At 40.7% G+C, this 15,363-nt stretch carries 14 protein-coding genes and 1 pseudogene; 9 read left to right on the forward strand and 6 right to left on the reverse strand.

Annotated features, from left to right (window positions below; translation table 11 throughout):
• On the forward strand, positions 1–1,072 hold a 1,072-nt coding region (locus IIC38_16200; protein MCH8127479.1), incomplete at its 5' end, for a ferrous iron transporter B.
• A 37-nt stretch (positions 1,073–1,109) separates the two neighbouring features.
• The gene (locus IIC38_16205; protein ID MCH8127480.1) at positions 1,110–1,247 is read left to right on the forward strand and encodes a FeoB-associated Cys-rich membrane protein; all 138 of its coding nucleotides are present in this window, start codon (positions 1,110–1,112) and stop codon (positions 1,245–1,247) included.
• Between the two features lie 42 nt (positions 1,248–1,289).
• On the opposite strand, the gene IIC38_16210 is transcribed toward IIC38_16205, so the two are convergent.
• On the reverse strand, positions 1,290–2,708 hold the full coding sequence (locus tag IIC38_16210) for a ferrous iron transporter B (GenBank protein ID MCH8127481.1): 1,419 nt from the start codon (positions 2,706–2,708) through the stop codon (positions 1,290–1,292).
• A 690-nt stretch (positions 2,709–3,398) separates the two neighbouring features.
• Here IIC38_16210 and IIC38_16215 point away from each other — a divergent pair.
• The 6 genes and pseudogenes from IIC38_16215 (at position 3,399) to IIC38_16240 (ending at position 8,224) form a co-directional block, all read left to right on the forward strand.
• Positions 3,399–3,905, forward strand: a pseudogene (locus IIC38_16215) (pentapeptide repeat-containing protein).
• A gap of 102 nt (positions 3,906–4,007) precedes the next feature.
• Complete coding sequence (locus IIC38_16220; GenBank protein ID MCH8127482.1) at positions 4,008–4,517, forward strand: toll/interleukin-1 receptor domain-containing protein; 510 nt, start codon at positions 4,008–4,010, stop codon at positions 4,515–4,517.
• A gap of 137 nt (positions 4,518–4,654) precedes the next feature.
• Entirely contained in the window at positions 4,655–4,912 is a 258-nt protein-coding gene (locus IIC38_16225) for a DUF2442 domain-containing protein (protein ID MCH8127483.1), read from the forward strand.
• 263 nt (positions 4,913–5,175) lie between these two features.
• On the forward strand, positions 5,176–7,218 hold the full coding sequence (paaZ, locus tag IIC38_16230; GenBank protein ID MCH8127484.1) for a phenylacetic acid degradation bifunctional protein PaaZ: 2,043 nt from the start codon (positions 5,176–5,178) through the stop codon (positions 7,216–7,218).
• A gap of 19 nt (positions 7,219–7,237) precedes the next feature.
• Entirely contained in the window at positions 7,238–7,447 is a 210-nt protein-coding gene (locus IIC38_16235) for a type II toxin-antitoxin system HicB family antitoxin (protein MCH8127485.1), read from the forward strand.
• 18 nt (positions 7,448–7,465) lie between these two features.
• On the forward strand, positions 7,466–8,224 hold the full coding sequence (locus tag IIC38_16240) for an enoyl-CoA hydratase/isomerase family protein (GenBank protein MCH8127486.1): 759 nt from the start codon (positions 7,466–7,468) through the stop codon (positions 8,222–8,224).
• Positions 8,225–8,296: 72 nt separating this feature from the next.
• On the opposite strand, the gene IIC38_16245 is transcribed toward IIC38_16240, so the two are convergent.
• From IIC38_16245 to folE, 4 genes are all read right to left on the reverse strand, one after another.
• The gene (locus IIC38_16245; GenBank protein ID MCH8127487.1) at positions 8,297–9,499 is read right to left on the reverse strand and encodes a 2-oxo acid dehydrogenase subunit E2; all 1,203 of its coding nucleotides are present in this window, start codon (positions 9,497–9,499) and stop codon (positions 8,297–8,299) included.
• Between the two features lie 24 nt (positions 9,500–9,523).
• A complete protein-coding gene (locus IIC38_16250) occupies positions 9,524–11,611 on the reverse strand; it encodes a pyruvate dehydrogenase (protein ID MCH8127488.1) in 2,088 nt (695 codons plus the stop codon).
• A gap of 9 nt (positions 11,612–11,620) precedes the next feature.
• Entirely contained in the window at positions 11,621–12,712 is a 1,092-nt protein-coding gene (locus tag IIC38_16255; GenBank protein ID MCH8127489.1) for a histidinol-phosphate transaminase, read from the reverse strand.
• A gap of 160 nt (positions 12,713–12,872) precedes the next feature.
• Positions 12,873–13,412, reverse strand: a complete 540-nt coding sequence (gene folE, locus IIC38_16260; protein MCH8127490.1) for a GTP cyclohydrolase I FolE — start codon at positions 13,410–13,412, stop codon at positions 12,873–12,875.
• Positions 13,413–13,783: 371 nt separating this feature from the next.
• On the opposite strand from folE, the gene IIC38_16265 reads away from it, so the two are divergent.
• The gene (locus IIC38_16265) at positions 13,784–14,854 is read left to right on the forward strand and encodes a hypothetical protein (GenBank protein MCH8127491.1); all 1,071 of its coding nucleotides are present in this window, start codon (positions 13,784–13,786) and stop codon (positions 14,852–14,854) included.
• 56 nt (positions 14,855–14,910) lie between these two features.
• On the opposite strand, the gene IIC38_16270 is transcribed toward IIC38_16265, so the two are convergent.
• Positions 14,911–15,201 carry a hypothetical protein gene (locus IIC38_16270; GenBank protein ID MCH8127492.1) on the reverse strand — a complete coding sequence of 97 codons (291 nt, stop codon included), beginning with the start codon at positions 15,199–15,201 and terminating at the stop codon, positions 14,911–14,913.
• Positions 15,202–15,363: the final 162 nt, after the last annotated feature.

Below are 15,363 nucleotides of genomic sequence, written 5' to 3' on the forward strand. Positions count from 1 at the left end.
GGGGTACCTGGCCCGAGCGGCGTTCATCATGGACCGGCTGATGAGCAAGGTCGGCCTTCACGGCAAGAGTTTCATTCCACTGCTATCGAGCTTCGCATGCGCGATACCCGGGAACATGGCCACGCGAACGATCGAGAACCGACAGGATCGGTTCGCGACAATTCTGGTGGCGCCGTTGATGAGTTGCTCGGCGCGGCTGCCCATCTACACGCTGTTCATCGCAGCGTTTCTTCCCACAGGGACCCTACTGGGCCTCTTTTCTTATCAGGGAATTGCCATGTTCTCCATGTATCTCCTGGGAACGGTGCTGTCCTTTTTCGCTGCATGGGTATTGTCCCGATTCGTGTTCAAGGGGGATTCATCCTTCTTCGCCATGGAATTGCCTCCCTACCGGCTGCCCAGGCTCCGCCAGATATTGTGGCGCATGATCGATCGCAGCAAGGCTTTCTTTGTCCGCGCGGGAAAAATCATTTTCTGGATGAGCATCCTTCTCTGGCTGATGGCCCGGTACCCAAGCGTCGAGTTGGACCCTTCTTTCGAAGTCCGGCGGATCGCTGTTCAAGAGACCTATGACGCGTCTGTGGCCGCTGGCGACGATGGCGAGGCGGCAGCGCTGATTTTCGGGGCCTCCATTCAACAACTTGATATCGACGCGGCGGGATACCGCATCGAGCGCAGTTTCATAGGCATGATGGGTCATGCACTCGAACCCGTAATGCGCCCCCTGGGATTTGACTGGAAGATCAGCGCCGGGATTATTTCTGCGTTTGTGGCGCGGGAGGTGATCATTTCGGCCCTGGCAACCATCTACAGCGTTGGGGATTCGGATGAAAACAGCCCGATCCTGCGCGAGAAACTGAAGGCTGATAGGTATCCCGATGGAAGTCCCGTCTACACTCCACTGGTCGCGGCGAGCCTGCTCGTATTTTTTGTACTGGCTCTTCAGTGCATGAGTACGCTGGCCATAGCCCGCCGGGAAACCAATACCTGGAAATGGCCATTAAGTCAATTATTTGGAATGACAGCAATTGCTTATATTGTAGCTTTAATAGCTTTTCAGTTGTTGAAATAAAAAGATATGTTTAAACGGATAAAACGACTAATAAATAATGAATAGTACCCTACAAACTATATTTGTGATTATTACAGTGAGCTTTGCTGTTTTGTTTTTAGTGAAAAAATTCTTGTGGAAGCCAAAGAAAAGCGGTAGCAACTCTTGTGGAGAAGATGATTGCGGTTGTCATTAAACAAATTTAGTTTATTGTTGAAAGCAGTTAATTTTCTTATTATTAAAACAATCTCCAAACTTGTGCCACTAAAAATGTAATCACAAATCCCATAATTACAGGCAAAATTGAGGCAACCGTTGTCCATTTTACACTGTTGGTTTCCTTGTAAATGGTATAAATGGTTGTACTGCAAGGATTATGTAACAAACTGAATAACATTAAATTAACTGCTGTTAGTAAGGTCCAGCCACCTGCTTTTAAAATATCTCCCGTTGCATTTGCCGAATCCAATTCAAACATTACTCCTACACCCTCACCTCCAGGAATCCCACTTGCCATAACTGTTAACATTAAAATAGTTGGAATCACAATTTCATTTGCTGGAATAGCAACAATGTATGCCAGTAAAATAACACCGTTCATTCCTAAAAGAAAACCAAAACCATCCAAAGAATTAATCGTTAGAGTAGCTATGCTTTCGTTCCCTATATAAATATTTGAAATCAACCAAATAACAGCTCCTGCCGGTGCTGCAAAAAGTATAGCCCGCCATAAAACAATTATAGTTCTATCGATTAAAGAGGTATAAACAGTTTTCCAAAACCGTGGTGGACGATATGGTGGTAACTCTAAATTAAACGTGGAAACTTCTCCTTTTAAAACTGTTTTTGTTAATGCCCAAGACGTAAAAAACATGAAAAATATTCCTAAAATTGCAATACCAATAACTGCCGATAACGATGCAATTGCAGAAAAAGAAGCTGGAACTACAGCTCCAATAAAAATGGTAGCAATTAAAATTTGCGTTGGCCAACGACCATTACATAAAGAAAAATTATTAGTGATAATTGCGATTAATCGTTCTCTTGGGCTGTCAATTATTCGAGTTGCTACCACTCCAGCGGCATTACACCCGAAACCCATACTCATAGTTAACGCTTGTTTACCATGTGCTCCGGATTTTTTAAACATATAATCCAAATTAAATGCAACTCTAGGCAAATAACCAAAATCTTCGAGAAGTGTAAACATTGGAAAGAATATTGCCATTGGTGGTAACATTACAGCAATTACCCAGGCTACTGCAAGATAAACGCCATCAATTAAAAACCCATCTAACCACCAAGGCATTCCAATGCTTGAAGCTAAACCTTTTAGTGCTGGATGCATATTATCTAACAATAAATTCGCCAACATTGCCGAAGGATAATTAGCTCCAATAATAGTAAGCCAAAGAATCACACCCAAAATCATAAACATGATTGGGAAACCCCAAGTTTTACTGGTTACAATTTTATCTATTTTAGTATCTAAACGAAACCGTTTTTTTTCATTATCAATACTTACAGACCCATTTGCAATTTCAGAAGCATCAGCATAGATTCCTTCAGCAAGACCATCATGAAAATCGTCACCAATTTTCCAGCGTAAATCGCTTGATAAAGCTATTATATTGTCTATAGTATTTTTATTAACCATTTTGCTTTACTGTTATTTATCCTAATTTTATTTTTTATAATTTCTAAAGGTTTAGAATTAAAGTGAAAAATTATACCTTCTTTTTTTAGTTTTTCTAAAAGTAAGTTTGCAATTTCATTAAAACTCATTTCCTGGATTGCACACCGTGAGTATAAAATTGAGTTAGTAGCTTTGCTTGATATAATTATAAGCGCCCTACTGACCATATTACTGCATGCTTGCCTAAAAACGATCGAATCGGGAAACATAAGTGCAATTTTTATTCAGGTTATAGATTCAACCAATTTTTTTATTAAAATTATAACATTAAATATTTCAAACGTAAACCAATATTATCCTATGATACCCATTCTTCTAACGACGTTCATACCCGTAGTATTTTATATGGGAATATTCATCGTACTAGGTTTAATAGTAAAACCTATAACCCGATTTACAGGTTACGTATGCAAATTAATTTTCGAAAAAGAAAAATCACCATTTTTTCAACTTTCATTAATTTTGTCATTTCTTATTACCTTTATAAAAGCGTTATCACAATGGGAATGGTTTGTATATATTCTTAAAAATTAAAAGATTGTTGTCAAAATATATAATGCTCTGAAGTACATCCAATTGCATTAGGAAAATACTTAATTAGTGAAATCCAAAACGGATTAATTTATAACCAGATCTGATGAAGGGTAAAAACTGGCCAACTCCGAACATCTAAAAATTCTTAAACAAGGTGTAGAGGCCTGGAATAAGTGGCGGAAAGAAAATCCGGACATTATACCTGACCTAACAGGCGTAGACCTCATAGGAGCAAACCTCAATGATGCCAACCTAAGTAGAGCAAACCTTATACAAGTAGACCTCAAACAAGCAAACCTCTTTAGAGCAGACCTAACATATGCAAACCTCACAGAAGCAAAGCTCAACGAAGCAAACCTCAGACAGGCAAACCTCTTTAAAGCAGATCTCACACAAGCAAACCTCATTGGAGCAGTCCTCAATGGAGCAGACCTCAAAGGAGCAAACCTTAACGGAGCAAACCTCGAAGAAGCAAGTCTTTATGGAGCAAAACTCATAGGAGCGACCCTCATAGGATCAATCCTCGCAAAAACAATCCTCTTAGAAGCAGACCTCACAGAAGCGAACTTAAAACAAGCATGGCTATTCGAGACTATTTTTTCAAATGTCAATTTATCGAATGCAATAAATACAGATTCGTGTAAACATTTTGGCCCTAGCACTATAGATCATCGTACGTTAATAAAATCAGGCAATCTCCCGGTAAAATTCCTCCGTGGCTGCGGCTTGCCGGATTTCATCATTAAGAATATCAGCGTCTTGCGGGAAGACCCCATACAGTATTACTCCTGCTTTATCAGCTACTCAAGCAAAGACCAGGAGTTTGCGGAAAGACTCCATGCCGACCTACAGAATAAAGGGGTGAGGTGTTGGTATGCCCCGCATGATTTAAAAGGCGGTAAAAAGATTTATGACCAGATTAACCAGGCAATAAGAACTTACGACAAGCTTTTACTGATCCTTTCTAAAAACAGTATGAACAGCGATTGGGTTGCCCAAGAAATTAAAACAGCAAGAAAGCGGGAAAAGAAAGAAGACCGCAAGATGTTTTTTCCTATTACATTAGTTAATCATACTGCACTGGAAAAATGGGATTTATTCGATGCGGCAACCGTTACCAATCTCGCCGATGAAGTTCGCGAATATTATATTCCGGATTTCTCAAATTGGAAAGACCATGATTCCTACAAAAAATCATTTGAACGGCTTCTCCGGGATCTGAAAGGAGAATCTTGATCCACTCCCAGGATAAGCACGGAGAGACATAGTTGGAGTTTGAAAAAGTGGGTAGAGCCTGCCATACCATTATGTCCCACGTACCATGTGGGTGGAGAACATTTGAAAAAAATTAAGCCTTTAGTGTAGGAGAAATTATGTTTCTAAATGTAAAAAGTGTTTCTTATTTAGGGGGATACAAAATCAAATTAGAATTCAACGATGGTGTAATCAAAGATATTGATTTAAAAGATGAGTTATTTGGTGAAGTTTTTGAACCGTTGAAGGATGTTAATGTTTTTAAACAAGTGAAAGTGAATTCAGAAATCAATACAATCGAGTGGCCTAATGGAGCTGATTTTTCACCGGAATATTTGTATGAAATTGGAGAAGAAATAATAAGAACTGCTTACTAAGTCGTCTGTTTCATAACTTTGGTGACGTAATTTTGAAATGGGTTATAGAGGGGTAGTATCCAATAACCCCTCCTAACCTCTCCTTATCAAGGGGAGGAATTTCCCCTCCTTAACAAGGAGGGGTCAGGGGTGGTCAAATTATGACTTTTTTGATGTTGATAAGTGCAATTTTTATATGTTACTGTAGTTATGTTTTATATACTTAAATAGTGAATCATTAAAAATTATTAAACTAATTTTAGACAATAAACAATAGGCAACCCATGAAAATAAAAAGCTTTGCAGAAGGGAAATGGCATACCAGCGGTGAAAATGGCACCGAAGTATTTAATGCCGTTAATGGCGATAAAGTCGGGGAAGTGTCGAGCCAGGGATTGGATTTTAAATCGATGCTGGAGTATGCCCGTTCTGTTGGAGGGCCTAAATTACAGAAGATGACTTTTCATGAACGCGCCATCATGCTCAAAGAAATGGCAAAATATCTAATGGAAAGAAAGACTGAATTTTACGCCGTTTCAGCAGCTACAGGCGCAACAAAATTAGATTCATGGATCGACATCGAGGGCGGAATTGCGACTTTTTTCGTCTACTCAGGAAAAGGCCGCCGGGAACTGCCCAATGAGACATTCTATGTCGAAGGGGATTTGGAGCCGCTCTCGAAAAATGGCACATTTGTTGGCCGGCATATTTGTGTACCATTAAACGGTACTGCCGTCCATATCAACGCCTTCAATTTCCCATGTTGGGGCATGCTGGAAAAATTGGCGCCGACATTTTTGGCCGGAATGCCTGCGATTATTAAACCCGCCAGTCTCACCTGTTATCTGACCGAAAAGATGGTGCAGGCCATGATCGAATCGAAGATATTGCCTGAAGGAGCGCTGCAATTGATCTGCGGCAGCGTGGGTGATTTATTCGATCATTTAACCAGTCAGGATGTGGTTACCTTTACCGGCTCCGCAGTGACCGGTAGAAAGCTAAAGGCCCATACCTCGATCATCGAAGAATCGATCCGGTTTAATATGGAAGCGGATTCATTGAATTGCTCGATACTTGCGCCGGATGCCAATCCGGACACGGAAGAATTCAAACTGTTTATCAAAGAAGTTGCCAATGAAATGACCGTTAAAGCGGGACAGAAATGTACTGCCATCCGCCGGACAATTGTTCCTGATAACATGACTGAAGATGTGATCAAAGCATTGCAAGAGCGCTTATCTAAAATCAAAATTGGCGATCCTGCTATTGAAGGAGTCCGGATGGGGCCTTTAGCTGGAAAACCACAAGTGCTGGAAGTACATGAAAGAGTGGCTGAAATCAAAGGGGATTCCGAACTGGTTTTTGGATACGATCAACAAATGGAATTCATCGGCGGAAATATTGAGTTGGGCGCCTTCTCCCCCACTACCCTGCTATATTGTGAAGATCCATTTAACAAGACAACGCCGCATGATGTCGAAGCCTTCGGCCCGGTTAGTACGGTAATGCCATATGAGTCTTTGGATGATGCCATCCAGCTCGCGGCATTGGGGAAAGGAAGCCTGGTAGGTTCCTTGTTTACAGCCGATGATTCTGTGGCAAAAGATGTCGTCATGGGCCTGGCGCCTTACCATGGCAGGATCATGGTGATCAATAAAGAATGTGCCAAAGAATCTACCGGACATGGATCTCCCATGCCTCACTTAATCCATGGCGGTCCCGGACGCGCCGGCGGCGGTGAAGAAATGGGAGGCATCCGCAGTGTTCTGCATTACATGCAGCGAACCGCTCTGCAGGGCTCTCCTACTACTCTTACAAAAGTAAGTAATGAGTGGATGAAAGGCGCCGCTCAACCGCAAGACCGGATTCATCCATTCCGAAAATATTTTGAAGAACTGGAAATTGGTGAGACGCTGGTAACCCATCGCAGAACCATTACCGAAGGTGATATTGTCAATTTTGCCGGCATCAGCGGCGATTTCTTCTATGCCCACATGGATGCCATCGCGGCGAAGGAATCCCTGTTTAAAAAGAGAGTCGCTCATGGCTACTTTGTCCTTTCTGCTGCAGCCGGACTTTTTGTCCATCCCGCTCCCGGTCCGGTTCTGGCTAACTACGGCTTGGATAACCTGCGCTTCACTGAGCCAGTTTATATTGGCGATACGATTTATGTAAAACTGACCTGCAAGAGGAAAACAGTCAAACAAAAACGCGAAGAAGATGATATTCCACAGGGCATTGTCGAATGGGCTGTTGAAGTGCTCAACCAGGATGAGGTTACGGTTGCGGTGTATACAATTTTGACATTGGTGCAAAAGAAGGAATAAGAGAAAAGTAAAAAGTAAAATGAAATACATGGTCGTCATTGAGAAAGCGAAACGCAACTATAGTGCGTATGTCCCTGATTTGCCGGGCTGCGTTGCCGCAGCAGAAACTAAAAATGAAGTAATTGATCTTATCAAAGAAGCACTTCAATTTCATCTTGAATCTTTTACAAATGATGGCGAGCAAATTCCAGAACCGAATTCTTCAAGCACTTACATTGAAGTAACGTAAATTTATAAAAGGAGTCTCATGATTGAATCCGGATCAACTACTGTTCAAATCGATAAAGGCATCGGCACCCTTACTTTTTACCACCCCAAGAAAAATTCTCTCCCGGGTGACCTTCTCAAAAATACAGCCAATGAAATAAATAACCTGGCGAAAAATGATGAAGTCAAAGTCGTCGTTCTGCGAAGCGGTGGAGACGGCCCTTTTTGTGCCGGCGCCTCATTCGATGAGCTGATGGCAGTCGACAGCATGGAAAATGGCAGAGATTTTTTCATGGGTTTTGCGGGTGTTATTATGGCGATGAAGAATTGTCCAAAATTTGTGATTGCTCGCGTACACGGAAAAACAGTTGGCGGGGGTGTTGGCATTGTTGCAGCTTCAGATTATGCCATTGCAACCAATAACGCATCGATTAAACTCAGCGAATTAGCGCTTGGGATTGGCCCATTCATTATTGGACCGGCCGTTGAGAGGAAAATCGGTAAAAGCGCCTATGCCGCAATGAGCATCGATGCCGATTGGCGCGATGCCAATTGGGCAAAACAGCATGGGCTCTATACGGATGTTGTTGAATCAGTGGAAAAATTAGATAATACCGTAGACGACCTCTGTAAAAAATTAGCTTCATTTAACCCGGAAGCAATGGCTGAATTAAAATCCGTATTTTGGGAGGGTACGGAACATTGGGAAGAGCTTTTACCCAAAAGAGCAGAAACAAGCGGGAGGTTGGTGTTGTCTGATTTTACTTCTAAAGCAATTCAAGCCTTTAGGAAAACATAAACCAATCAATATCATATACTATTTATAAGTTGATGCTGCTTTACTTATTATTCTGGCATCGCTAATGCTTCCCTACCCCCAATTCTCCAAAACCTCAACAAATTTAGTTAGAAACGTATTGGCCTGAAATCCATCAAGAGCCCGATGGTCGATGGTAAGTGTGACATAAATCATGGGTTTGATTTGGATGCTGTCTGTTCCCTTCACTTCTGAAACCACCACTCGTTTTTCCAACTTGCCAATTCCTAGTATAGCAGATTGCGGTTGGTTAATAATAGGCGTAGCAATCAAGCTGCCGCTAACGCCATGGTTGGTGATGGTGAATGTTCCATTATGCACTTCATGCTGCTCCAGTTTGTTGTTCCTGGCTCGATTGGTCAAATCCTGCAACTTTTCAGCGATACTATAAAGATCGAGGTTTTGAGCCTGGTGAAGAACCGGAACGATCAATCCGCCTTCCAGAGCAGTGGCAATACCGATGTTGCAATCCGCAAATAATTCCAGGCCATCGTCATGCCAACAACTATTCACTTCAGGGACAGCATGCAATGCGTCAACTACTGCTTTCACAAAATAGGCTGTGTAGGTCAGTTTAATCCCTCTTCGTTGAAAATCTTCCTTATGATTTTCTCGATGTGCAATTACAGCCGACATGTCGGCATCAAAAATAGCCGTAACATGTGGCGCGGTTTTAAGCATGCTGTCCACCATATGATGTGCAATGCTCAATCGCATAGGAGTGTGTGCAATTTTTCTATCAGTTAGTTTGTCAATTACAGCTTCTTTTGGTTGATCTTTGACAGATGTTTCTAAATAATTCTCAACATCCTGAAACGAGATTCTCCCTCTTTTCCCCGATCCTTTAATTTGACTTACATTTATATTATGTTGTTTTACCAATCTACGTACAGAAGGACTAAGCCTTGTTTCCTGGTTGGTAAATTCGGAATCAGATAGTACTGTTTCTGTAATTTGTTGAATTTTATCTGCAGGCTGGATGGGTGCGATCTCTTTCTGTTCAGAACCCTCTTCAACCAATTGGATTCGACCTAAAATATCTCCAATCTCAATTTGCTCATTTTCATGTTTTAATATCTCAACCAATACACCATCAGCTGGAGATGATATCTCAACATTGACTTTGTCCGTACTGATTTCCAGAATCGGCTCGTAGAGTTCAATACGATCGCCAACATTCTTCAACCAACTGGCTATGACTGATTCCGTACCCTCCTGGCTGGATTCGGGAAGAATAATGTCTATTTTTTCTGCCATGAAAATTTATCGTTCTTTGATTATTTAAAAGTTAATCATTTCACCAATCTTACCGGCAATGGTATCAACATTCGGTAAAATAGCATTCATCAATCCAACATTGTAGGGAATAGGAACATCGGGTGTCGTTAATCTTTCAACAGGCGCATCCAGGTCTAAAAATAATTTTGAAGCGACGACGGCTGCGATTTCCGCACCGAAACCTGCGGTCGAATTGTCTTCATGAACAATTAAACAACGTCTGGTTTTCTTTATTGAATTTAATACGGCATTTTTATCCCAGGGCATAATGGTTCTCAAGTCCAGGATTTCAACGGAATATCCCGCTAGTTTTACAGCCAGTTCGCACCTTTCCACCATGGCGCCCCAGGTAATCAAGCTGATTTGATTTCCATCCTGAATGATCTTTGCTTTACCCGCTGGCAAAGCAAAATGATCACCAGGATACGGTCTGCGGGCCCAGGGGGTATCCAACATATGCCTATGTTCAAAAAAGATTGTTGGATTATTACTGCGCATAGCTGTTCGTAACAACCCGACAGCATCTTCAGCATTCGAAGGATAAAAAACCTGCCAACCGTGTCCGTGCGCCCAGATGACTTCACCACACACACTATGCCAGGGATCGCCGCATTTGAAAAATCCTCCTGGCAAACGTACTACAATTGGCGCTGCAAATCGATTAGCTGTTCGCCAACGAATCGTGCCGCAATTATTTAGCTGCTCTGTTGCAGCATCTGCATACTTTCGAAATTGAATCTCGGCTACCGGCATTAAACCGGCAATTGCCATTCCGACCGATCTGCCGATTATACCCTCTTCTGACAAACTGGTATCAAAAACCCGTTCCTCGCCAAACTTTTCGTGTAATCCCATGGTCACCGCATGGACACCACCCTTAACTCCCACATCCTCACCAAAAACAAGCAGTTTTGGATTGGTCTCCAATTCGGATTCCAGAGTTCGACGAATTGCCGTTACCATATTTATTCGTGTTGGCTCAGGATTGGGGAGATCAGTTGATTCAGGAAATGTGTATCTTTCTGCAGCTAAACCGCCCTTCATTTGAAGATCTGGTGTTTCATCGTCATTATTCTCGGCAAACACATATTTTGCCACCTTCTTTTTATCCGGCTCCGGACGATTTAATGCAGCGGTTAATGCATGGTTGACCTCATCCTGAATATCACATCTGAATTTCGAAAATTCAGTTTCTGTGAAGTAAGTAGGTACCAGGTATTGAACTAATTTTTTAAGGGGATCTTGCTCTTGTTCTTCCTTTACGAATTCATCAGTTTTATAGGCTTGCGTATCCTGGCCGGAATGGCCACTCAATCTCGGGACCGTCAAACGAATTAGGGCAGGTCCTTTATGCTGTCGAACATAGCTCACGGCATCGGACAATTTACTGGCAGCTTCGCCAGGATTGCAGCCATCACCATCGAGGATATGCAGGTTATTAAACGAAGCTAAGTTTTGTGCGATATTAGATCCAGGTGTTTGTTTGTCTGCCTTCACTGAGATGGCGTATTCATTATCTTCTATGTAGAACAGAAGGGGTAGTTTGAGTGTGGTTGCCATGGTAAGCGATGACCAAAAGCCATTGGTGGCGACGGCGCCCTCCCCTGCTAAGACCACGGAAATTGCATCCTGGTATTCCTTTTCTTTTAGAACATTGTAGCGATAAAGTATAGCCTGGGCATAACCTGCAGCTGGTGTGAATTGAGAACCAACATCACCTGCCATGGGTATAACTATCGCTCCATCCTTATTGGGAAAGTTAAAAACAACACCAATATCCCTTCCGTCACTAATTCCACCTGATTTCGCCATTGGACCAGCAAAAGCATCTTCGATTCCCAATCCCAACGTCAAAAGCAATGGTCGAGATCGATAATAAGCACTTGCGGCATCAACCTTATTGGTTAGCAGTGATCCAAGCAAAACCTGGCTGAGGTCATGGCCCCTGGCGGAAAATTGATAAAGGACTATTCCTTTCGGGGTGAGTGTTGTCTCCTCAATTTCATCAAGCTCTCTGGAAATTAAAATATACCTGGCAATTTTTGTCCAATCAAAATTCGGATCAATATTACTGTTAGTCATCTTCTCCATTTGTAAAAATCAATTGAGAATATCCTTTAACGCTTTGACGCACATCACATTTTCCCACGGTTGTCCTACCGTTATCCGCATACAATTTGGCAGACCAAAGAATTTTAATGGCCGAACGATGATGCCTCGCTGCAAAAGTGATTGATCTACTTCAGTTACTTTTGCTTCGTTTTCAAATTCAATCATTATAAAATTAGCAAACGATTCAAAATACCGCAATCCAATTTCAGCAAATGCATTTGAGAAGTATTCCAGGCCAATTTTATTATTCTTTATGGTTTTGCTAAGAAACTCTTCATCTTCAATTGCACCAGAGCCTGCTGCTTGCGCAAGAACAGATGGTTCGAAGGTTAATTTTACTTTTGATAAAGTATCAATGACAAACGGATCTGCGAGTCCATAACCAATTCGCATTCCGGCTAAGCCGTAAGCTTTAGAAAATGTCCTGAGTGTAATAATATTCCCAAAGTCCTTAAATGTCATTTTCGGGTAGTCCGTCGATAAATCACTGGCAAATTCATGATAAGCCTCATCCATAACCACCAAAATATTCGGGGAAACTTGCGACATAAAATGAGTAAATGCAGATTCATTGAACATGGTACCGGTAGGATTATTCGGATTGGCTAAATAAATGACTTTTGTTTTTGAGGATATTGCTGACAGGATGGCATCCAAATCGTATTGATATCCTGGTTTCATCGGAGTTTTAACCAACGGAATATTATTAGCTTCGGCCATAATATAAACAGTAACAAAAGTATTGCTGGCTGTCAGAAGCTCATCACCTGGCTCAAAAAAAGCCTTACAAACATTCGTAAGGATTCCTTCAGAACCATTCCCAACTATAACATTTTCTATGGTGATATTATACTTATTAGCAATTTTAGCCTTTAAATCATAACAAGAGGGATCGGGGTACCAATTGGTTTCACCGATCACTTTTTGCATTGATGCTATTGCATTGGGGGAAGATCCTAAGGTGTTTTCATTGGAAGATAACTTAGCAATTTTCTCCTGTCGATTATCAGTAATATCGTCTGCCCTTTTTCCTGGTTGATAGGTCACTAATTCGGCAATATTTTGTGGTACTCTAATCATAATTCAATTACAATTTTCTATAGTTGAGGAAAATTAGTCGGTTATCCGATCTAATTAATTTTTGGTACGGTAGGATTTCCAAAATCATTATGCATTTATGTTAAGAAAAATAAAATCAAAGGCATATTATTTTTTAGTAATTTTTGGTTAATTGTCTACTTCATTTCAACAAACTAAAAAATTCTTCCCTTGTTGATAAGTTCTCCCTGAACATACCCAGGACACACGAAGTGATCATACTCGAGTTTTGTTTTTCAACTCCCCGCATCATCATACAAAGATGTTGTGCTTCGATAACGACTGCAACTCCTGCAGCATCGACCGCATCCATTATTGTATCAGCGATTTGTTTTGTTAGTCTTTCCTGAATTTGCAATCTCCTGGCAAACACATCCACAATCCGGGCAATTTTGGATAATCCAAGAATTTTGCCATTCGGTAAATAGCCTACATGGCATTTCCCGATAAATGGTAATAAATGATGTTCACAAAGCGAATATAGCTCAATATTCTTTATCAATACTATTTCATCCATATCAGATTTAAAAACAGCGCCATTGATTATTTGCTCTGTATTTTCATTGTAGCCTTTGGTTAGAAAATGAAATGCTTTTGCAGCTCTTCTGGGTGTATCCCTGAGACCTTCACGATTTGGATCTTCACCAATGCCTTGAAGCAATTCATAGTAATTTTTTTCCATATGTTCCATTTTTAAACTCTAATTCAAGCTGGATTATTTGAACGATAACTGAAATTATTTAAAGTTTGAAGTTATAAGAATCAACTAATACTTTCAAACGAATATCAGCCACATCATTGTATAATATTATTTATCCAATGAAATCTAAGGAGTCTAATTTTATTAAATTTGATAAACACAATCTAAGTTGTTATTTTTTCTTGTATCTGGTTTTTAGTTTTGATATATTGCCTCTTAAAATATAAAATGAAATGATGTATTATTATTTTTTCTATTTTCCGCACAAGAAAACATTGTACTTCTTTTAAAATCAAGTTTATAAGTTAACCGTTGGGAATTTCAAATTCACAATTCAAGGAAGATTGATAACTATGGCACAATCTATCAATGAAATTGCATTAGAAATAACCCCCAAACAACGTTTTGATGTTATCGATATTAAAGAATTAATACGGCAACAATTTGGCGATTTTCTGGATCAGTATAAAAAATCCTACTATTGCTCGTTTCATACCACTGCCGGATATTTCGAGCAGAGTCTTTGCTCCAGGTTAAAACACTCTAAAGAACACTTAACTCCATTCATCAGTGCTTTTCAAAATATTTTCCCTTCGGGCGCAAATTATCGTCATGACCAAATTCAACTTCGAACTGAGCTATCTGAATCCGAAAAGAGAAATGAACCGAAAAATGCCGATTCACACCTGATCTATATGAGTTCTGGTTTGAAAAATTGTGTAAAATATGAGAATAAACCGGATTTACCGGTTTATTTCGTAGATCTGGATGGTGTAAATGGAAATGGATCTCGAGCCAGAAAAACTACAATTTTAGGATTTGACAAAGAGGAAACAGTCCACCAAACTCAAATAGCAGTTCCGGTCTCGAAACATCCGGTTGATTCGGTTAATCTCAAAACCGTTCGCAGTGGTTTTTTTGATGAGTTGAATGAAAAATTGCGTTCGTTAGACGTTAGAAAAGGTATGGTAGATATTTGTTTGGCCCCCGATGAAATGAATTCTTCGCTAATTGTAAACGAATACGAAACGCTTCTTATGCGGCATGATCTTGCGGAAGTTCTAAAAAACCCTTTTCAATTTATGGCACAACAAGGGAAACATATGCTTCTCAATCCTGCAGCTATACCCAATAAAACCATTAACTACGCAAAGTACGATTTGGTCCAGGTTTTTAATGAGTTAATGGATGCTCTCAAGATTAGCGAATCCGTTGTGGAAAAAATTCTGGCTGCAATTTTCAGGATGCCGGCTTCCCGATTCTTCCGCATGAAACGAAGAATCAGCCTTTTCGTTTCCGATCATGAACAGCCAGGGGTAGGCCAAATTATTCTCGGTAAATACCAAAGCCCCATCCTGGTACAATGGGCCAATGCCCGCCACCAGACCAGGCAAATCAATGTGAGAATCAGGAAATTTAAATAAGCCCCGATTTTTTATTTCCTAGTTGTACTCCTTTTTCAAAATTTCGATATCTTCAATCAAACGACTAACTTCAGTAGGAAAAGTTCCTTTATAAACTCCCCGAATTCTTGTTTGGTTACTGCTTTGTATTCCGCGATTTTAAATTCATCAGGGATTAACCCTATGTACCTTTGTAGGTCTGTTCCTCCGTCATCTAAATAATCCTTTTCAAAGTCGGCTGCACTTTCCCAAACGTCTTCATCACTGAAACGCTCGTATGAATCGGAAACGGTACAGTAAAAAGAAAACTCCTTTGGCTGCATGTCTGTTGCATACATTTGATGTCCAATGTCTATAAATCGTTTCATACCTAAACGCTTTTAAATGCTATATACACTTTACCTACAGTCCACAACTTCAATCCATCCTTACTGAAAATTGATTCAGCATCCTTTAGAGTTTTGGAGTCTTTTATGTGTACAAATACACTGTGCAGCTTCTGCCAATCCATTGTTAAAGCAAAGTACTCC

The sequence above is a fragment of the candidate division KSB1 bacterium genome (genome assembly GCA_022566355.1).
GTDB lineage: Bacteria > Zhuqueibacterota > JdFR-76 > JdFR-76 > DREG01 > JADFJB01.